Source organism: Mesonia sp. K7 (assembly GCF_003233725.1).
Taxonomy (GTDB): Bacteria; Bacteroidota; Bacteroidia; order Flavobacteriales; family Flavobacteriaceae; genus Mesonia.
This window is the reverse complement of record NZ_QKQV01000007.1, coordinates 43608-64074: the sequence shown is the minus strand read 5'-3', so window position 1 is coordinate 64074 and position 20467 is coordinate 43608. Positions and strand designations below refer to the sequence as shown.

Below are 20467 nucleotides of genomic sequence, written 5' to 3'. Positions count from 1 at the left end.
CTGCGAAGGCAGGAATCTCTATTTAGAAAATTGAAAAAGATTCCTGCCTTCGCAGGGATTTTTTATTAATTCTTCAAAATTCTCTTGGTAACCACGCCTTTATTGGTGGTGATTTGTATAAAATAAACTCCCGAACTTAATCTCTCTAAATTTATTTGCTCTTGATTACCTTTAAGACTTTGAATTTCTAAACCATGGAGGTTATAAATTTTTATTTCCTCGATTTGTTGGGTGTTTCCGGCTTCGATATTTAAAACGCTTTGCGTTGGATTGGGATAAATCACAATTTGGTTAGCTATAGGATTTTCCGTTCCAACGATGTTATCAATGATTTCAGTAGAAACCATATTGGTGATAATTGGGGCATTAAAATCGAAATAGATGTTGGCGTCGCCCGTAATAAAATCACCCACAACTACATCACTTTTTGGTTTGATTTTGTAAGCTACAAAACCGTGGCTTGCAGGTTCGTTGGCACTTTCGTGCGGAAGGTTGATACCGTCAAAAATAAACTCTACTTCATGATCATTGGTGATTTCAATACGGTAATTATGACTTGCGTTGACCGGCTTTAAGGTGCTATAATCTAATTTTGGATGCAAGGTATCTAAAATCCTTACATTGATTGCACTAGCGGTTCCTGTGTTTTGAAAACGAATCAAATAATCTAAATATTCATCTGCATTTTTGATTTCTACTTCTTCCCCTTGTAAAACTTGTTTGTCGTTTGGGTCGTAAGAATTCACTACGATTTGATCATATAAAAAGGTATTGTCATTAGGTGTATAATCATTGGTGTCTGGAGTAACCTTCGTCGTAAAACTTAAAACATCATCACCATTTACCGTTGGCGGCTGAAAGGTTTGCATCGTGATATCTACCGTTTGATAGGTCAAAGGTTGTAAATTGGTGATATCAAAAGTCAACTGATTCGCAGTGGTAGAAATCGGTGTCACACTAGCACTTACAAAACTTTGCATGGTATCGTCAAAATCTAAAGTTATGGATGCATTAGCAACGGCTTGTGTACCTATATTTTCGACGATAAGTCTATAATCGGCTTCAAATCCAGGGCGAGCTTCTCTTGTTGGCAACAGAGTGACATTTAAATCTTCGATGGTTTGATTAGCAGTGACACAAAAATCAACTATCTGGATATTTGTCGTCGTAAAATTTACTTGTTGACTTACTGGTGTGACTGTATAATAACCAGGGGTATTCATCAATGAAACCGTAAAATTAGTACCTATAGCTCCTATTTCATAATTTCCATTATTACTATATGAAATAATATTATTAACTCCATCATGAGCATTCACCATAAACCCAGAAACACCTACATCACTGGGATCACAACCGTTATTGTTTTCGTCGTAAACTACTTCTCCTATTATTGAGTTACAGTTTTGAGATGCAATATCTCCAGATATATTCCAGCCTTGATTATTTATTAATTCATCTCTAGCAGCCACATTGCAATACTCTAACCCTGTTGCACCTAGACTTACCTGCTGTAGACCTAAGGTCACCAATTTTGATAAAAAATTATCATAATTATGAGTACTTAAAGCTGTATCATCTATAAACCCAGCCAAATAAGTTGATATAATATTCCAATCATCTAAAGGCTGATTAAATTGAACTGCCCCATCAAAAGCATAGTGTAAAGAAACAGCATTTGATACATCCCAATTATTTAGAGGCTGATTGAAAGAAATAGCTTTATCAAAAATACTATTCATATCTATTACACTAGAAACATCCCAGCCATTAAGTGGTTGATTGTAAGACATAGCATCACTAAACATATAAGCCATGTTAGTAACATTGGACACATCCCAATTATTAATGTTTTGATTAAAAGAATGTCCTCCTATAAACATACTTCTCATCGAAGTCACATTAGAAACATCCCAGTTATTTAAAGGCTGATTAAATGATGGTGACTCTCTAAACATCCCAGCCATATTGGTTACATTTGAAACATCCCAATTATTAAGCGGTTGATTAAAATAAGGTAGGTATGCAAATGTACGATTCATATTTGTCACGCTAGAAACGTCCCAATTATTTAAGGGTTGATTAAATGAAGTTGCTTGATAAAATAAACGCTCCATATTTTCCACATTAGAAACATCCCAGTGATTTATTGATTGGTTTAAACTACCACAGTTAAAAAACATATATGACATATCTGTCACTTGTGTCAAATCTGGAGCATCTATAGCATTAACAACTAAATTTGTACAACCTTTAAAGGCGGATTCCATCGATTGCCATTGAATATCCCCCCATTGATCAACTGAAACGATATTACTTCCAGGATGATTATAATCAAAATAAATACGAGGAAAAGTACCTGTAATATTAACCGTATAACTACCTGGAACATTATAGGTATGTACTGCATCTCCTGTTTGATTATTCAAAACGGTTCCATCACCAAAATCAATAGTGTAATTATAAGTTGAGCCAGGATGAGTAGGGATAGTAATTGTAGTATTATTAGTTGCATCCCAGGTCGTAATAAATGGTTGATTTTGGGAAAAAGTGAAAAAAGTGAAAAAAATAAAAAAAATTGTTAGGTAAAAATGTCTCATAACTATTTGATTTAAAGCACAACAATATACTAAAAAAAACAGAGCATACACTTAAAAAGGATTCACGAAAAGTAAATCCTTTGTAAAATTTTGAAAAAATAGAATGGAAATCAAAGAGATTCCTGCTTTTGCGCCTCTGCTAAAGCTTCAGCGAACCCCAGGACTTTATCCTACCAATCAAACTGGTAGCTTAAGCCACCCAAAACTTGTACGCTTTGCATCGGATAACCCAGCCAAGGTCGGTAATGCTCGGTAAAGAGATTGTTTCCTTTTAGGAAAACCCCTAATCGTTCGTTGATTTGATAATCGATTCTGGCATTGGCATCGATATAACCGTCTAATTTTCCGGGAACGGCAAAGGTGTTTGCTGACGATCGGTAATCTAACCAAACGTGTCTTTCTCCAATCGCAAACATACTGAGTCCAAAATTCCATTTGCCCATGAGTTTGTAGTTGGCTCCTAAAGTTCCTTTGATGCTTGGTAAATTCCAGGCTTCTTCTTGGTTATCAACACTATAGCTATTGAAGGTCGCATTCACAAACATCGAAAAATCGTTGTTGACCTGCGCTTGTAATTCGCCAAAAAAGGAGAAGGTCGTCATATCGTCATAAACGACTCCAAACGAATTGAAATTTTCATAAGCTTCTTTGTCCGCTATACTTTCGATATACGGATTATGTACAAAAAGTGGCGTGTTTTTTTCCGACAAATAGTTCGCTCGAATATTATAGCTCAGTTGCTCGGTAAACTTTCCTTTTCCGCCAAGGTAAATATCATATTCGCTATTGGTTGGAGCTACGGCTAAGGTTGGTGACACAAACGGATTTTCTTGGCTAAAGTTATAATAGGAATTTTGTCTTAACTCACCTTCTACCCCACCATAAACAATAAAATAATCTCCCGCCAAACGGTAACTCCCTGTAAATTTTGGGTAAATATACATGTTGTTATCACTGTTCTGAATATCTAAGGAATATACTAATTGCGCCCCAAAGGTTACCGAAACATCTTCGGTGTTGATTTGGTAGCTCGGTAGAACGCCCATATTCAAAAAGCCATATTTTTCGGTATAAGGCATGGTTTCGTAAGCTTTCGCGAAATCACCATTGACAAAATCGAAACTTACTTCGGCATCAATTTTATTTTCACCTACAGGAAAAGAAAACTTGGGCGTAAAAAGCACTAAATTTTCACCACTCTCAAAATTATCGAAAAAGCGACGGTACTTAAAATCGGCTTGATCAAAAACTCCTTCGTGCACATTGATATCTCCACCTAAAAATACACTCATAAAACTGTGTTGTGGCTCGATAGCACCTAAAACTTCTGCTGTGGGTTGATGGTAATCAGGTATGCCATACCAATTAAAAAGTTGGTGCTGAAAACCCAATTGTGTGCCCCAATTGAAACCATTTTGCTGTGAAGCATAGCCCAATTCTATATCGGTATCGTAGTACTTATCATCGAGCATTACTTCTTCTATTCCGCCTTGCGAAGAATTGTGATTGAAGAACACATTAAAATCGGCGTTGTTATCGAGTTTCATATTGCTATAAAACTCGGCCTCTACACGACTGTAATTTCCAAAACCAAGCGAAGCATAATTTTGGTAAGACATTGGAGGTCTTTGTGTAGACACACCCGCTGCTCGGCCTTTATCGGGCACAAAAGTAGAAGCAACCGGAAAAGAAAAAATATTGTATTTCACTTCTTTTTTCTTTCGCTCCAGCGAATCGTTAATCGTGGCTTTTTGCTTGATTTTATTGGCGTCGCTCACCGTTGGCGAATAAGGTTTGACAATAATCAACCGTTCGGTATCGATTTCATCATCTTCTTGGGAAAATCCAGCGAAAGCGATAAAAACAGTCGCTAATAGAGTAAAAATGCTATTTTTTGTGATACGAATCATCTATATAGAAAGTTTATTTTTAATAATTAGTTTGAACCCGATTGTACAGAGGAATTGGTTTTTGCTTCTTCGGTTTTAATGCGAATAAGTTCTTGTTTGGCTTCTTCGACCACCTCAGGGTAATCTTCAAAACCTTTGATCACGCCTTCTAAAATATAAGTCGCCTGAAAAGCATCGCCTAGATCATAAAAGTTTTTTGCCATCACAATTAAGCCTTTCGAAGCAAATTTTTTATAACCTGAGTAGTCTTTGGCAATCACTTGTACCGATTCGTTTGATGCCTTATATTTTTTATCTTGACGCAAGAAATAGGCATCGTAATACTGTGCTTCTGCAGCAAGTTCGCCTGTAGCGGTTTTCTTTACTTCCGCATAAGCTTTTCTAGCCCTAGCTTCATCACCTGTTTTGATAGACGAGCGTGCGATAAAAATCTGTGCATCACTCTTTACCCGGTCTTCGATTTTATTGTTTTGTAAAACTTTTTCGGCATACGCTACCGTCTTTTGATAATTTTCTTGCTGGTAAAAGGCCTTCATCAAATTAGATTGGGCAAAAGTGATGTTTTGCGGAAACTCAGCTTGTGTTTCTAACTGTTGCAACACCGGTATCGCCTTGTTGTAATCTTTTTGCTCTAAATAAATTTGTGAAAGTCTCGCCAAGGCTTGTTCTGTATATTGGTGTCTGGCTTGTTTCACTACGTATTCGTAATGCGGAGTTGCTTTGCCTTTTTGATTGGCATCGAAATACAGTTGTGCCAAGTAAAAATGAGCCGATTGTACGTGTACTCCATTTGGGAATTGCTGTAAGTATTTTTCAAAACCTTTGATTGCTTCCGCGGAATTGTTATTGATAAACTGTTGTTCGGCGGCCTCGTATGTTGCATTGTCGATATCGGCATCGGCAACTTCAACAAAATCGATATTTTTTACCCAATTGGCATACTCGTCTGTTTGTCCGAGGTCGATGTAAATCGTCCTCGCTGTTTTTACCGCTTGCAGGGCCTCATCACTTTTGGGATATTTTGCCACTACTGCTTTAAATTTATCTAATGCTTTTTGTGATTGGTTATCGTTGTAATAAATCAAGCCTTCTTTAAGCATCGCACGGGAAACAAAAGCGCTGTTGGGCATTTCGCTTTGAAGTTTTTGATAAACCCGAATGGCATCGGCACTTTTATCTTCTGCCACATATGTGTTGGCCAATTCGTACAAAGCATCATCACGGTAAACACTTTGGTTGTAGGTATTGGCAAAATTTTCTAAATCTTCAATTTTCTTACTGTTTCTATCGACAAAACCATAACTGATTCCCTTCTGAAAAGCGGCATAATCTGATCTTGCCGCATCTATTTTGATCGCCGAATTGTAGGCTTCCATCGCTTCCCAATAAGTTCTTTCTGCAAAAAAACTATCGCCTAAACGTTGGTAAGCATCGTGCTTGATTTCACTTGAAGTGGATTTTTGGGTAAATGCCTTCAAATGCTTTGCTGCCGCAGCATAATCTTTTTTCTTGAAGTAAGCATATCCCAAGTTGTAATCGATGTTGGTAAACTCATCTGTCTGGTTAGCTCCCGGCATTCCTTTAAATTCTTTGTAGCCGATAAGTGCCTGATCGAAATTGTCGAGATTATATTCACTTTCGGCTTTCCAAAAGGTAGCTTTCGCGGTAAAAGCTGCATCTTTTCGTTGTGCCAAGGATTTATCGAACATGGTTATGGCTTCGCTGTATTTACCCTGGTTATAGAGTTCAACACCTCTGAAGTAAGTTACTTTTTGATAGACGATTTTATCCGAAAAATCATTGCTGTTTTCTAATAACGAGAGGGCTTTATCGTAGTTTTTAGAAGTAATATACGAATCGATGAGTAAACTCTCGATCTCGCTTTTAGCTTTATGGTTTGGATAATTCTGAAGGAAATCGGTTAAAACTTCTGGGGTTGCTTTGTAACTGTTTCCGATATCGTAGCTCAACTTGGCGTAATTGAATGCCGCATCTTGCTGAATTTCCTTATCGAAACTCATTTCCGAAGCATTTTTAAACGCATTTAAAGCCTGTTGTTTTTGCCCCAAATTGATGTACGACTCTGCTAAATGATAATACGCATTTTGAGAAATCGCATCCTTACCATCGATAATCTTACTGAATTCTTTTACAGCATTTTGGTAATCGCCTTGCTTATAATAGGCATAACCGAGCTGATAATAATCGGTATTGCTCCATTTGCGGTCTTTGCCGTCGTATGCTTTTAAATAAGGAATAGCTTTTTCGTACTCGCCAAGGTTAAAATAACTTTCGCCGATAATTTTATTTAACTCCGACTGCTCAACTCGATTAGAACGCTCTAACCGCGGAACTCCCAAATCGATGGCTTCTTGAAATTTTCCTTGTTTAAAGCGAATATTACTCTGGAAATAAGATAGGTTTTTATCGGAACGATCTCCTGTTTTTATTGCCTCAAAAAGTTCATCGGCCTCTTCCAGGTTGTTGCCTTCGTATGCCATAAAACCTAAATAATATTTCGCTTGACGCCCATATTGTTCTGAATCTACAACCTGATTGAAATCTTTTTTCGCTTGGGCGGTTTTCCCGTTTTTAAAATGAACGTAACCTCTTTGAAAGTAATAGGTTTCTTGTTCTTTTTTAGACAAACTGCTGATGTCTACTTTGTTGTACCACTCGCCTGCAGACTCGTAATCGCCGGTATTAAAATAGTACATCGCTGCATTCGCATAAGCGGAATTACGACGTGTGCTCGTAGGGTAATCTTCCACAAAACCTTCGACCAATTCATCAGCATCGGGATGGTTGAGTTTCACGGCACAATCGGCAATATAAAAAGCACAATCGGCTTTAAGCTCGTGGCTTTCTGCTTTGTCATTTACCTTTTTAAACAACAGTTGTGCAGCAGCAAATTGATTGCTGTTGTATAATCGTAACGCCTTGTTATAATCGGCGAGGTTGTTGGTATAAATTTCGGTTTGCTGTGCCTGAACAGTTGTAGCGATGATAACTGACGCGGCCATAGAGAAAATTACTTTCTTAATCATCAAGTTGATATTTATTTAATACTCAAATATACTTTATTAGCTAACGCTAAATTTGCGGTTTAAGTATGAGTTATCAATAATCCTATCAACAATAAATTATTAATAACTCGGTTTTACTTCTATTTTATTATCTTAAGTTTATTGGTAAATTTGATTTTACTATTTTTGGGAACCAAACTACTTTACATCTAAATTTTACACCTATGGCAGATGCTATGTTAGCTTTAAATAATGCTTCGATATACCAACGGGAAAATCTCATCTTATCTGATGTGAATATCGAAATTCAGAAAGGAGAATTTGTTTACCTCATCGGTAAAACCGGGACAGGAAAAAGTAGTTTTATGAAAACCCTTTATGGTGACATTCCACTAAAAGAAGGTGAAGGGAACATTGTGGGATTTGATTTACGAAAGCTCAAAGAAAAACAAATTCCGTTTTTAAGAAGAAAACTCGGTGTTGTCTTCCAAGACTTCAAGCTACTGAATGACAGAACAGTAAAAGACAATTTAATGTTTGTTTTGAAAGCTACGGGCTGGAAAGAAAAACCAGCGATGGAAAAGAAAATAGATGAAGTTTTGGCGAAAGTAGATATGAAAACCAAAAATTTTAAATATCCTTATCAGCTTTCTGGAGGTGAGCAACAGCGTATTGCCATTGCGAGAGCTCTGCTTAATGACCCGGAGTTAATTCTTGCCGATGAGCCTACGGGAAACCTCGACCCCCAAACTTCGGTTGAAGTGATGGAAGTATTACAGGAGATTAATAAAAACGGAAACACCATTTTAATGGCAACTCACGATTATGCTTTACTGCTAAAGTACCCGAGCAAAACTTTAAAATGTGACGGTCAAAAAGTATTTGAGGTGGTGCAGAAAAGTGCTTAAAATTTTTACTTTCCTATGATTTCTGTGCTTATTCCGACATATAATTATCCTATTTTCCCATTAGTGCAGAAAATTCACTTACTTTTAGAGAGAGAAAAAATAGAATTCGAAATTATTTGCTTTGATGATGGTTCTCCTGAAATAAGTTTTATTGAAGCAAACAAAAAAATCAATAGCCTTTCCAATTCTAGTTACCATGTTTTACCCGAAAATATCGGAAGAAGTAAAATTAGAAATCTTTTGGCAGATACTGCAAAATATGATTGGCTGCTGTTTCTTGATGCCGATGTAATACCAATAAAAAATAATTTTATAAAAAATTATTTAAATTACACTTCTGCTCATTATGATATTGTTTATGGAGGAATTAGATATGAACCACAGATTGATAATTCGTCAAATTTGCGATGGCATTATGGAAATGCAAGAGAGGCTCTTGATGCAAAGAAAAGAAACGAGAAACCATATATTTCTTTCCTAACACTCAATTTTCTCATTAAAAAATCAGTCTTTCAAAAAGTTCGTTTTAACGAAGAGATACCCAATTTAAGACACGAAGACACGCTATTCTCATATCAACTAAAGCAAGCTAAAGTACCAATTTTTCATATCGAAAACCCGGTGTATCACTTAGGTATTGAAAGCAGCAAAGTATTTTTAAGAAAATCTATCGAATCTATTGAAGGAGCATTATACTTACAAAACCATAAGCTCATCGACCCAAATTATATCAAGCTTCTTTCAATTCGACAGAAACTTAAAAAAGTAAAATTAGAGAGCGGTATTTCAATAATTCCTCAAAAAATAATCAGAAAAATAGAACGAAATTTACTTGGCAACAAACCTTCTTTACGCCTATTTGATTTCTATCGTTTATATCATCTTATTCAGTTAGAGAAAAATGCCTAAAATCTCTGTTGTCATACCACTTTATAATAAGGAAAAGTATATAGAAAGAACTTTAAATTCGGTGCTACAACAAACTTTTTCTGATTTTGAGGTAATTATTGTTAATGACGCTTCTAAAGACAAAAGTCTTGAACGTGTCAAAAACATACAAGATAAGCGTATTAGAATAATTGAACACCCTAAAAACAAAGGTTTATCTGCAGCAAGAAATACGGGTATTCATTCCGCTTTAAGCGAAATAATTACTTTTATAGATGCAGATGATAAATGGAAGCCTTTTTTCTTGTCCGAAATTCTTCAGCTCTCTGAAAGTTTTGTTGATTGCGCCATTTATGGAACTGACTACGAAATAGAAATCGACCAAAAAAGATATCAGACTAAAAAAAATTTACCTACTCATATCTCATCAAATGATCAAGTAAAAATCGCCGATTTTTTTGAGGCTAACACACACCATCCTATTTATAATTATAGCAGCGTAGCATTCAAGAAAAATGTTTTTGATAAAATTGGTGGTTTTGACACATCTTTAGATTTAGGTGAAGACCTTGACTTTAATATTAGGGTAAACTCCAACTTTTCTTTAGCGTATTGCAATAAAGCATGTGTGATTTATCATGCCGATATTCCAGAACAAATGACCAACAGTACTATTGCTCAAAAGAGAATTATCGATTTTAAAAAGTTTGACCGTCAAGCGGAAAAGAATACAAGTCTTAAAAAATACCTCAATAGTCTAAGGTACTATTATGCTTCACAGTTTAAAAATTATGGTCAGCAGAATTTATTTAAAAAGTTCAGCAAAGAAATAGATTTTTCTGAGCTTTCTTATAAACAGAAAGTTATGATAAAAAGTCCGTTGTGGTTATACAGAATCTTAAAGAAAGTAAAGTCGAGTTTGATTAAGAAAGGGGTTCACGTTCATCCTTACTAAAAATATCATCAAAAAGTTTACGCCAATCTTCTTTGATATTTTCTAACGAAAATCGTTCTATACTTTGTTTGCTATTTTCTTTACAGGTTTGATACAGCTCTTTATCAAAAACCATATTATTCATAGCTTCCGTTAAAGCTTCAAAATTTTGATTTTCTACCAATAACCCATTTTTTCTGTCTTCAATAATTTCGTTTGGTCCTGTTTCACAGTCAAAAGAAACTACTGGAGCTCCACAAGCAAGTGCTTCTATAATTACGTTAGGGAAACCCTCATGTTTACTAGAAAGCACTAAAAACTTGGCAGATTTCATATAGACAAAAGGGTTTTCCTGAAAAGGAACTAAATTAACCAAACTTTCAAGACGTAATGCTTTTATTTTCTTTTTAAGATTTTCAGCTTCTGTTCCTTCTCCGAGAATAAGAAGTTTTATTTTAGGTCTTACCAAGTGACTCTTTGCGTAAGACTCAATTAAGTTTTTGAATTGTTTGTTTTTATCAAATCTTCCAACAGCTAGTATATAGTCTCCTTCTATTCTTAATTTTTGTTTTTTAGACTCACTACTAATTCTTTGTATATCTACAGCATTGTAAATTGTTGCAACGTTTGAAAATCCATAATCCTTTTTTATTTTCATTGAAATCGCCTTAGAAACCGAAATAATTTTTGTATAATTTCTATAAATTAAAAATGATAGAGGCTTTGGTTTAGAAAAATACCAATCTAGCTTATAACTACGAACCATGTTTATGATAGGATACTTAAAAACTATCAGATTTAATAATATTTCTCTTAGCAAAAAATTTTTCATCCTAAAATCTAATATTAAATCTGGATTTATTTCTTTAAGTTCAATATGAAGTTGTTTGTATCTTCCATATTTAGATTTGAAAGACCTTGAACCATCCTCATGCTTCCCTAAATTTATTAGTTTACCCTCATAAGGATAACCAGTATCATCAAAAAAAATAAAAATAAAAACTTGATAGCCTAAACCAGAAAGAATAGAAGAAATAAGACCTGAAGCTCGTTCCGCACCTCCTTTATTGAGTTGTTCTACCAGTATGCATATTTTCTTTGTATTCACTATTATAAATTATCGTATGTTCCTCTATCTTTTTCTATAAAATAATTACTAAAAATACTTCTTTCTTTATTTATTTTATCTCCTTCAATCCCCATTAAGTGTAATAGACTATGTGGAAAATCATCTAACATAAAGGATCGGTCACTATCAAACTGAAAATCATCTGGTTTTTCAAAATCCTTAGACATCCAAATCAAAAAAGGAACTTCGAACATGTTTCTGGTTGGTTTATTTTCAAAATGACCAATGAAATCTTTAGTATCATAAACTTCTTCCCCATGATCAGAAAAATAAACCACTGTACTTTTTAGGTTGGCTTCTCGTGTTATATTTATAATTTCTGATATAATAAAGTCATTATATATCACCGAATTATCATAGGCATTAACAACTGATTTTTTTTCATCATTTAGGTATTCATTAAATTTCTTTAGCTTTTCAGGAGATCGAAGTTTATAGTCATAATGACTTCCTGTAAGATGCACAAAAACTACTTTTTTACCAGGTTTGTAAATTTTTTCTTTATAAATAGGTAATAAAATTTCATCAAAATTAGTTTTTGATTGGTACTCATTGTAGTTTAAAAACAAAGTTTCATCTGCTTCAGATGCTAATAATGAAACTAAATTATCATGAAATCCAACTGGTCGCTGGTTTGAAAGCCATAAAACTTGATTTTCAGCACTTTTTAAATAGGAAATTAAAGTAGCAACGTCTTCTTTTTCATGGCTTGAGAAAGTAAGAATTTTATTTATTGAACCAGTGGTATAAACATGAGGTGAAATCACATTGTCATAAACCCATATCTCATCTTTCTGTCTTTCTAATAATAGATTGGTTTTTCTATCATAACCGTACAAACTCATATGGTTTCTTGAAAGAGACTCACCTATAACAACAACAGTCAAATCATTATTGGTTTTGTGTTTTAGGTCTAATTTTGGTGTGTTTGTTTTAAAGTTTTTGATTGCCGCTATTTGCTCTTTGTACTGAGAAATAGACTTTATAACGGTGTAAGGTAAGTTATAAATAATCAGTGTAGAAAGTTTTAAAAATAAGATCGTTATTACTATAACGATAAAACTTAGAAAACTAAACTTTAGTCTTAAAGTTTCTCTCCGGAAAATTTTTTTTGAAATAATTGGAGTAATTGAAATTAAGTATAAAAAAAGCCACGCTATTTGATAAGTGAAATAAACTTCTGAAAATTCTAGAGTTTCTTGAGCATTGGTATTAAGAGTAACATAAATATAAGATGCGTTTATTCGAGTTTCAAAAAGAAGATAAACTGCAGACTCGATGACAAAAGATAAATAATATAAAAAAACACCCGCAACAGCAATTTTTCTTAAAATACGATTATTAGAAAAAATATTAGTTAAAAAGAATACGATCGTCCCGAATAAAAAATTTTCTGTAAGATTTAATCCGCTTGTATTATTTAACCCGACAATTAACTCTAAAAGGAAAGATATAAGTATTGGAAACAATAGCAGTATACATAATTTCTTTTCATCAATATTGAAAATCCTATCCAAAGCTATTGTTTTGTTTTTTAAAATAGATTCTTAAAAAGAAAACCACTATCCACAAATATAAAAAATAACTTAAAGCCTGCGCTTTTAACACACCTTCTAAACCAAAAATATCCAAGAAAAAATAACTAAAAATGACAAACATAAGGTTTAACATTCCGTTACTCACTAAATAAGCTATTACATTTTTTTTAGAAAGTATTTTTTTGATAAGCACAAGTGATAAAATATTAAAAAAGTCACCTATCAATTTCCATAAAAAAAGTTCTTCTGTTGGATAAAAGTCTTTATTTAAAACTATATCCAAAACAAAAAAACGAAGAAAATAAATAACTATGAACCCAAAAACAACTACAGGTATTATTAAGCTGTAAAACCGTTTACATTCTTCGATGAATTCGGAAAACAGGTTACTTTTAGAAAATTTAGGTAACAAATAAAATGTAGTTAAGCTAACAAAGAACATCAAATAAAAACTAGATATTTTATTCATCGCCTCCCAATAACCTGCTTGGTCAGCACCTAATTTCTCAATAATAAAATTTCTAATGATTAAAAATGATGAAGACACAATAAGTACAGAGTACAAAGCCATAAATAAATAGCTACTTAGGTTTCTGACCACATTGAACTTAAAATATTGAAATTTAAAAAGGTGAAGTAAAATGTTTCGTTGTTCTCCTAAAACGATTAGAAATATTAAAAAAACAAAAAAAGGCCCAAGTATTATTCCATATAAAGCCCCTTCTAACCCAAATTCTATGGTTAAAAGAACGGTAACAACCATATTACCCAAACTTAAAATAGAATTGAGAATCGCTAGTTTTTTATACTTTTCAAATCCATTAAATATATATATCAGTAAAAGGTTGAAGGATAGAAAAGGTAGTCCAATACCAGTAATTTTTATAATGCTATTGTACTCTTGATGATGAAAAACCATCTGTGACCAAAAATCACAAAACAAAAAAAGAACAAGGCCTACAATTATAGAAAAGCTTAAACTCAACTGAAAAACAGTTGCCAACAATTGCTTTTGTTTTACGCTGTTATTTTGATTTTCAGAAATATATCGAATAGTCCCGTTTTGATAACCTTCTGCAGTAAAACTAGAAGCTCCTTCTATAAAGTTCCGAAAGTTTCCAATTATGGCAAAGCCAGAAGGACCAACTTTTGCTAAAACATTTGAAGTTATAACCCCTGAGATTACTTTTACAATAACAATAATAACATTATAATAAGAAGCTTTAATTAATGAATTGTTTTTATTGAAAAAGGATTTTATCATTGTTTGTTGTTGTCATACGAATATACAACAATCACAGATTTGAAAAAGTATAAAAAAACCCGGAACTTTCATTTCGGGTTTTAACTTATATCGCTTTCGCTCTTTTTCGATCTACTTCCTTCAGCAGAATTTTTCGTAATCGCAAGTGATTAGGAGTCACCTCTACGTATTCATCTTTTTGGATATATTCTAAAGCTTCTTCCAAACTAAATTTAATCGCCGGAACAATTTTAGCTTTATCATCGGCACCTGCAGAACGAACGTTGGTCAGTTTTTTGGTTTTGGTTACATTCACCACCATATCGTCTTGACGTGAATTCTCACCAATGACCTGACCTTCGTAAATATCTTCTCCTGGATCGATAAAGAACTTTCCTCTTTCTTGTAATTTATCTATCGAATAAGGAATGGCTGTTCCTTTTTCCATAGAAACTAAACTTCCGTTTAGACGCTCTGGAATACCTCCTTTTAAAGGTTGAAACTCTTTAAAACGATGTGCCATAATCGCTTCTCCAGCCGTAGCGGTAAGCAATTGGTTACGCAAACCTATAATTCCGCGTGATGGGATTATAAACTCACAAACCATACGATCACCTTTGGCTTCCATACTTAGCATTTCACCTTTACGCATGGTTACCATTTCTACGGCTTTTCCAGAAACTTCTTCTGGTAAATCTATCGTTAATTCTTCTACCGGTTCACACTCGACCCCATCAATTTTTTTAATGATTACCTGTGGTTGACCAATTTGTAACTCGTAGCCTTCCCGACGCATGGTTTCTATCAATACCGATAAGTGCAGTACCCCACGACCGTAAACCATAAATTTATCGGCACTATCGGTTTCTTCTACGCGAAGGGCCAAGTTTTTCTCCAATTCTTTGGTCAAACGTTCTTTGATATGGCGTGAAGTTACAAACTTACCATCTTTCCCAAAGAAAGGCGAATCGTTAATCGTAAACAACATACTCATCGTTGGCTCATCGATGGCGATAGTTTTTAAAGCTTCTGGATTTTCAAAATCGGCAACCGTATCGCCAATTTCAAACCCTTCTAATCCTACCAAAGCACAGATATCTCCCGCTTGAATCTCTGCTACTTTCTTCCTTCCTAAACCTTCAAACGTATGTAATTCTTTTATTCTTGACTTTACAATCTTTCCATCTCTTTTTATCAAAGAAACCGGCATCCCTTCTTTTAAAACACCACGTTGCAATCTACCGATAGCGATTCTTCCTGTAAAAGAAGAATAATCTAACGACGTGATTAACAATTGTGTATTTCCTTCTTCTATTTTTGGAGACGGAATGTGTTCTAAAACCATATCCAACAATGGTTCGATATTTTCGGTTTTCACTTTCCAATCTTCGCTCATCCAGTTTTGTTTTGCTGAACCGTAAACTGTTGGAAAGTCTAATTGCCATTCTTCTGCTCCTAGCTCAAACATCAAATCGAAAACTTTTTCGTGCACTTCTTCTGGCGTACAGTTTTCCTTATCTACTTTATTCACGACCACGCAAGGCTTTAAGCCCAAACTAATGGCTTTTTGCAATACAAAACGCGTTTGTGGCATTGGTCCTTCAAAAGCATCAACCAACAACAAAACACCATCTGCCATATTTAGAACACGCTCTACTTCACCTCCAAAATCGGCGTGACCAGGTGTATCGATAATATTAATCTTGGTATCTTTATAGGTTACCGAGACGTTCTTAGAAGTGATGGTAATCCCTCTTTCACGTTCTAAATCGTTGTTATCTAAAATAAGATCACCCGTGTTTTCGTTTTCACGGAACAACTGACAGTGATACATAATTTTATCTACCAAAGTAGTTTTACCGTGGTCTACGTGCGCAATAATTGCAATGTTTTTGATTTTAGTCATAATCTGAGCCCTCTTTTAAAAGCGTGCAAATGTAGTCTTTATTTTGATATAAACATTACAGAAAAAAGCATTTTTATGTTTCTGAAACAACTACATATCATAAAGTTAACTTTCAACCGACTTTAGTGATAAAAACTTATCTTTGTCTTATCAAATAGAGCAAGATGCAATTAGATAAAATCCCACAGTTAAAACATACCAACAGCAACAACTTCTTTTTACTTTCTGGGCCTTGTGCCATTGAAGGGGAAGAAATGGCTCTGCGTATTGCAGAACGCGTAGTAAAAATTACAGACGATTTAAAAATACCCTATATTTTTAAAGGAAGTTTTAAGAAAGCAAACCGCAGCCGTATTGACAGTTTTACAGGTATTGGTGATGAAAAGGCGTTAAAAATTCTTCGTAAGGTTTCCGAAACTTTTCATATCCCTACAGTAACAGACATTCATGAAAGCGAAGATGCAAAAATGGCTGCGGAATATGTAGATGTCTTACAGATTCCCGCTTTTTTGGTGCGTCAAACCGATTTGGTGGTTGCTGCTGCGGAAACGGGTAGAGTGGTTAACCTTAAAAAAGGACAATTTATGAGTCCTGAAAGTATGCAACATGCGGTTAAAAAAGTAACCGACAGCAAAAATAACCAAGTGATGGTAACCGATCGAGGTACGATGTTTGGTTACCAAGATATGATTGTAGATTATCGTGGAATTCCGACCATGCAACAATATGCTCCTGTGGTTTTAGACATTACCCACTCGTTACAACAACCTAACCAAAGCTCTGGCGTAACCGGTGGAAGACCTGATATGATTGAAACCATTGCTAGAGCTGGTGTGGTGAATAATGTCGATGGTTTATTTATCGAAACACACTGTGATCCAGCAAACGCCAAAAGTGATGGCGCCAATATGCTCGATCTAAAACACCTAGAAAAATTGCTTTCTCATTTAGTCGCAATTAGACAAACCATTCATAAGTTTTAAAACTCCACTTCTATTTTTACAGGAAAATGATCGGATGGAAATTGATTATTGTACTTTGTATCAATCACTTCATATTTCTTAACTTTAATACTGTCTGATACAAAAATATAATCTATGCGGTAAGGGAAATTTTCTCGGTTAACATCAAAAAAATTAAATGTTCCTGAGGGTCCCTTTGGCGGTGTCAAAGACACTTCTTTACTATCTCTTAGGAAATCTTTAAAATCTTGGATTTGACTCGTGTGTTCCATAGAGTTGAAATCCCCACCTATAAAAATGGGTAAGTTTTTTGTATTAATTTCTTTAGCCTTCTGCTTAATTAGCTCAAGACTTTTTCTTTTAGACTCTTCCCCTTTACGGTCTAAATGAACATTAAACACATAAAACTCTTTTTTGCTAATCTTATCTTTCACTAAAACATATTGACAGATTCTTTCGGTAGAGGCATCCCAGCCTCTTGAGATTTTATCCGGAGTTTCGGAAAGCCAAAAAGCATCATGTTTTATAATTTTTAGACTTTCATGAATCAACATCACATTATGGGTTGACAAAGAATCAAAAGGCCTTAATCCATTCTCAATAAGATGAAATGCAGGAAATTGATTTTCCAAAAAAAAGACTTGATCTTTTGTAGGCTCCTGAAACAAATAGATCTCAGCAGGATTGTCTTTTATAAGCTGTAAAAAGTTAACATTTCTATTACTCCAACTTATATCACCTACATCTTCTTGTGCATACCTTATATTATAATTTAGAAGCGTTATTGTTTTCTTTTCAGGGATTTTCTTACTCGCACAACTACTAAGTAAAACTAATAAGATTAGAAACTTAATTTTTTCCATCAACGTAATTTTGCAAATATGAAAATCTTTGAGTGAGTTGACCATTCTCGGTGATTTTTGCTCTCTTTAAAATACCATCTTTATCATTATTAAAAAAAGCAGGAATGACATGTTGTAAAAACATTTCTCCAAAGCCTTCACTTGCATCTTTAGGCAATTCACAAGGTAAATTATCTACCGCCATAACCGTAATCGCTTTAGGATCATTATATTCAACTTCGTTTTCAGTTTTAGGATGATAGCCATAAAAAGGCTCAGCAATTGTCGATGGTCTTATGGTTGACGCTACTGGACCATCGATATCACAGCTCACATCAGCAATAAGATTGATGTTAAAGTCTTTTCTTTTTGCATCTTCTCTTGTAAACAAAAAAGGTGCATCTTGATCGTAAAAGTGCCCCGCTATAAAATAATCGGTTACTTTAGCAAAACGCATAAAATCACTTTCATAAGCTGTCGGATTATTGTAAAAATCATATTTATCTAATAGTTGACCGTCTTTTCGCTTGTTGTAATCCAACACATCAACCATACAATACACAGGCTCATCAAAATTATCAGACAAATAACTTTCAATACCCACTTTTTTGATATTAAGGTAATCCAGAATTTCTTTCGCTCCATAAGCTACTTTTCCAGAGCCTGTCAATAAAATTTTTAGGTTCGGAAGCTGTATTCGCGACAGCTCTTTTTTCACGGAAGTGTAATCCGGTAAATTTTCTACCTTAGGCAAATCAAACAAACCGTCACGCAAACCCAATGCTCGAAAACCATTGTAGGCACCGACAATTCCCGCATAACGACCAAAACCGATGAGTCGATTACCTCGCTCGTCTACAATGGTTTCGTGATCGTAGAGTTCGATATTTTTATCGAGAATGGCTCGCAACAAATCCCTGTTATAAGGTTGCTCTTTGATGGTGTGCGAAAAGAAAAAATATTTTTTGTCGGGTATTAAGGCTTCGATGGGCACTTCTTTGACGCCCAGCAAAACATCACAATCAGAAACATCACTTGTTACTTTAAATCCTGCTTCTTCATAAGCTTTATCAGAAAATACTCTAATAGCTGAAGATTCTACTAAAATCTCACAATCAGGAAACTTTGACTTTAATTCTTGTAATTTTTGTGGAGAAAATACGACTCTTCTATCTGGTGGTGTTTTTCGTTCTTTGATTAGTGCAAATTTTATCATACCCTATCATTTTGGGTAAATATATAATAATATTAGTATATTCGCCATTCAATTGTTAAGGTATATCTTTTGGCTTTAAGCGGAATTTATACGCGCTCTTTGAAATTATGGGGTCGACTTGGTTTTGACTGCGAGTAAAACTGAATCGTAAGCACGTCGAGCGCCGGAACATAGCTCGTTAATCTCATGTTTCACACTTTTTTAAACGGCGAGAATAACTACGCCTTGGCTGCATAATCTGAATCATAGTAAGATTTGCTTAGTCTCTACAAGGTAGAGAGCCAAGATGTCTCTAGAAAGCCTTGATTTATGGCGTTCTACAAAGAGGCACCGGTAAAATAAATCTAGGTAGTTCGACACCTTTAAGGGCTACTTAAACCATAAAGGTTAAGGAAAATGTAGGAAGTTTTTTGCCAGCATTTTCTCGAAAACCCAAATAAAAACTAAACGTGTAGAAAGCTGTTGAGTTGCTTGTTAGGACGGGAGTTCGAGTCTCCCCGACTCCACTATTATAAAAAAAGCGAGATTTAAAATCTCGCTTTTTTTATTTTCTTATTTGATTGAACTGCTGTTTCAGCTCTTCCATCGAGGCTTGTAATTCTCGAAGCACACTATTTTCAGAATGGCTAGAAAGATTAAACGTGAGCTTACTACTCACTTGCCAAATTTCCTGGATATCAGAAACCTCGATTTCAAAAGGAGCATATTCTTTGTTTAAAGAAATCAGTTGAATTTTTGAAGGGTCGGAGAGTTTCTGTAATTTTTTGATGACGACTGTATCATATAACACAAATACATATACTTTATGATCGCTGGCTTCGTCCAAACTCGAGATCGCTTTTGCCAACACCCAATCTTCTGGATAAAAGTCGGGCAACATGCTATCCCCTTCTATTTGAAATCCACGGTAAGTGGCATTTCTAAACTGCGGTAAAGGCATATCGAAAGCGGGCAATTGTTGGTAAAAATGAGCATCTTGCACATTATGCGGATAACCTGCAGCCGCTTTTTGGTTCACCAACAACATATTCTCATTTTCTTCTGAATTAAGCGTGATGAATTTTGGCAAGGTATCAATTCTATTCAACGGAATCTGCTTTTGATGACTTTCGCCAAACAGCCATAAAGGATTGATTTGAAAATGTTTCAACAATCCCATGACCACATAGCCTGGCAGTTTAGTGCGGCCTCTTTCTATATCTGCCGTAGAGTTTTTTACTCCTAGTAAATCTGCAAAATCACTTTGGGTGTAATTGTTCTCTTCTCTAATTTCTTTAAAACGAAGGGTCTCTATTGGTAGTTCCATAATTCAAAAATAACAATTTATAGGAATTTATCCTAAATATTCGGATTTTTTCCTAAACA

At 34.7% G+C, this 20467-nt stretch carries 14 protein-coding genes and 1 other RNA gene; 5 read left to right on the top strand and 10 right to left on the bottom strand.

Annotated features, from left to right (window positions below):
* Window positions 1–65 precede the first annotated feature (65 nt).
* The 3 genes from DNG35_RS06690 to DNG35_RS06680 form a co-directional block, all read right to left on the bottom strand.
* The gene (locus DNG35_RS06690) at window positions 66–2600 is read right to left on the bottom strand and encodes a BspA family leucine-rich repeat surface protein (protein ID WP_111127181.1); all 2535 of its coding nucleotides are present in this window, start codon (window positions 2598–2600) and stop codon (window positions 66–68) included.
* 170 nt (window positions 2601–2770) lie between these two features.
* Window positions 2771–4510, bottom strand: a complete 1740-nt coding sequence (locus DNG35_RS06685; protein ID WP_111127179.1) for a TonB-dependent receptor — start codon at window positions 4508–4510, stop codon at window positions 2771–2773.
* Between the two features lie 26 nt (window positions 4511–4536).
* Window positions 4537–7557, bottom strand: a complete 3021-nt coding sequence (locus DNG35_RS06680) for a tetratricopeptide repeat protein (RefSeq protein ID WP_111127177.1) — start codon at window positions 7555–7557, stop codon at window positions 4537–4539.
* 203 nt (window positions 7558–7760) lie between these two features.
* Between DNG35_RS06680 and DNG35_RS06675 the strand changes: the two genes are divergently transcribed.
* Genes DNG35_RS06675 through DNG35_RS06665 form a run of 3 tightly spaced genes read left to right on the top strand, consistent with a single transcriptional unit; the run spans window position 7761 to window position 10287 of the window.
* Window positions 7761–8444 (top strand): cell division ATP-binding protein FtsE, encoded by a 684-nt coding sequence (locus tag DNG35_RS06675; protein ID WP_111127175.1) that lies wholly within the window; start codon window positions 7761–7763, stop codon window positions 8442–8444.
* A 15-nt stretch (window positions 8445–8459) separates the two neighbouring features.
* Window positions 8460–9353 carry a glycosyltransferase family 2 protein gene (locus DNG35_RS06670; protein WP_111127173.1) on the top strand — a complete coding sequence of 298 codons (894 nt, stop codon included), beginning with the start codon at window positions 8460–8462 and terminating at the stop codon, window positions 9351–9353.
* Window positions 9346–10287: a glycosyltransferase family 2 protein gene (locus DNG35_RS06665; protein WP_111127171.1), complete on the top strand. Its 942-nt coding sequence runs from the start codon at window positions 9346–9348 to the stop codon at window positions 10285–10287. Before DNG35_RS06670 ends, DNG35_RS06665 begins: the two co-directional genes overlap by 8 nt.
* Here the strand turns inward: DNG35_RS06665 and DNG35_RS06660 are convergent.
* The 4 genes from DNG35_RS06660 to typA all read right to left on the bottom strand — a co-directional run bounded on the left by DNG35_RS06660 (window position 10256) and on the right by typA (window position 16082).
* Window positions 10256–11374, bottom strand: a complete 1119-nt coding sequence (locus tag DNG35_RS06660) for a glycosyltransferase (protein WP_111127169.1) — start codon at window positions 11372–11374, stop codon at window positions 10256–10258. The two genes, DNG35_RS06665 and DNG35_RS06660, sit on opposite strands and share 32 nt — an antisense overlap.
* Before the next feature lie 2 nt (window positions 11375–11376).
* The gene (locus DNG35_RS06655) at window positions 11377–12912 is read right to left on the bottom strand and encodes a phosphoethanolamine transferase (protein WP_146228838.1); all 1536 of its coding nucleotides are present in this window, start codon (window positions 12910–12912) and stop codon (window positions 11377–11379) included.
* Window positions 12905–14197 (bottom strand): O-antigen translocase, encoded by a 1293-nt coding sequence (locus DNG35_RS06650; RefSeq protein ID WP_111127165.1) that lies wholly within the window; start codon window positions 14195–14197, stop codon window positions 12905–12907. The genes DNG35_RS06655 and DNG35_RS06650 overlap by 8 nt, the downstream gene beginning before the upstream one ends.
* 85 nt (window positions 14198–14282) lie before the next feature.
* Window positions 14283–16082: a translational GTPase TypA gene (typA, locus tag DNG35_RS06645; RefSeq protein WP_199489102.1), complete on the bottom strand. Its 1800-nt coding sequence runs from the start codon at window positions 16080–16082 to the stop codon at window positions 14283–14285.
* A 164-nt stretch (window positions 16083–16246) separates the two neighbouring features.
* Here typA and kdsA point away from each other — a divergent pair, with 164 nt between their 5' ends.
* Window positions 16247–17065, top strand: a complete 819-nt coding sequence (gene kdsA / locus DNG35_RS06640) for a 3-deoxy-8-phosphooctulonate synthase (RefSeq protein ID WP_111127161.1) — start codon at window positions 16247–16249, stop codon at window positions 17063–17065.
* Here kdsA and DNG35_RS06635 read toward each other — a convergent pair.
* On the bottom strand, window positions 17062–17907 hold the full coding sequence (locus DNG35_RS06635) for an endonuclease/exonuclease/phosphatase family protein (protein ID WP_158524877.1): 846 nt from the start codon (window positions 17905–17907) through the stop codon (window positions 17062–17064). The genes kdsA and DNG35_RS06635 overlap by 4 nt on opposite strands.
* Complete coding sequence (locus DNG35_RS06630; protein WP_111127299.1) at window positions 17894–19099, bottom strand: NAD(P)-dependent oxidoreductase; 1206 nt, start codon at window positions 19097–19099, stop codon at window positions 17894–17896. The genes DNG35_RS06635 and DNG35_RS06630 overlap by 14 nt, the downstream gene beginning before the upstream one ends.
* 112 nt (window positions 19100–19211) lie before the next feature.
* Between DNG35_RS06630 and ssrA the strand changes: the two genes are divergently transcribed.
* Window positions 19212–19611, top strand: a transfer-messenger RNA (tmRNA) gene (gene ssrA / locus DNG35_RS06625).
* A gap of 35 nt (window positions 19612–19646) precedes the next feature.
* On the opposite strand, the gene DNG35_RS06620 is transcribed toward ssrA, so the two are convergent.
* The gene (locus tag DNG35_RS06620) at window positions 19647–20408 is read right to left on the bottom strand and encodes a LexA family transcriptional regulator (protein WP_111127157.1); all 762 of its coding nucleotides are present in this window, start codon (window positions 20406–20408) and stop codon (window positions 19647–19649) included.
* Window positions 20409–20467: the final 59 nt, after the last annotated feature.

Excerpts from the sequence above, each read along its gene's own strand:
- DNG35_RS06690 (WP_111127181.1), bottom strand. The coding sequence starts at position 2,600 with ATGAGACATTTTTACCTAACAATTTTTTTTATTTTTTTCACTTTTTTC.
- DNG35_RS06685 (WP_111127179.1), bottom strand. The coding sequence starts at position 4,510 with ATGATTCGTATCACAAAAAATAGCATTTTTACTCTATTAGCGACTGTT.
- DNG35_RS06680 (WP_111127177.1), bottom strand. The coding sequence starts at position 7,557 with ATGATTAAGAAAGTAATTTTCTCTATGGCCGCGTCAGTTATCATCGCT.
- DNG35_RS06675 (WP_111127175.1), top strand. The coding sequence starts at position 7,761 with ATGGCAGATGCTATGTTAGCTTTAAATAATGCTTCGATATACCAACGG.
- DNG35_RS06670 (WP_111127173.1), top strand. The coding sequence starts at position 8,460 with ATGATTTCTGTGCTTATTCCGACATATAATTATCCTATTTTCCCATTA.
- DNG35_RS06665 (WP_111127171.1), top strand. The coding sequence starts at position 9,346 with ATGCCTAAAATCTCTGTTGTCATACCACTTTATAATAAGGAAAAGTAT.
- DNG35_RS06650 (WP_111127165.1), bottom strand. The coding sequence starts at position 14,197 with ATGATAAAATCCTTTTTCAATAAAAACAATTCATTAATTAAAGCTTCT.
- typA (WP_199489102.1), bottom strand. The coding sequence starts at position 16,082 with ATGACTAAAATCAAAAACATTGCAATTATTGCGCACGTAGACCACGGT.
- kdsA (WP_111127161.1), top strand. The coding sequence starts at position 16,247 with ATGCAATTAGATAAAATCCCACAGTTAAAACATACCAACAGCAACAAC.
- DNG35_RS06635 (WP_158524877.1), bottom strand. The coding sequence starts at position 17,907 with ATGGAAAAAATTAAGTTTCTAATCTTATTAGTTTTACTTAGTAGTTGT.
- DNG35_RS06620 (WP_111127157.1), bottom strand. The coding sequence starts at position 20,408 with ATGGAACTACCAATAGAGACCCTTCGTTTTAAAGAAATTAGAGAAGAG.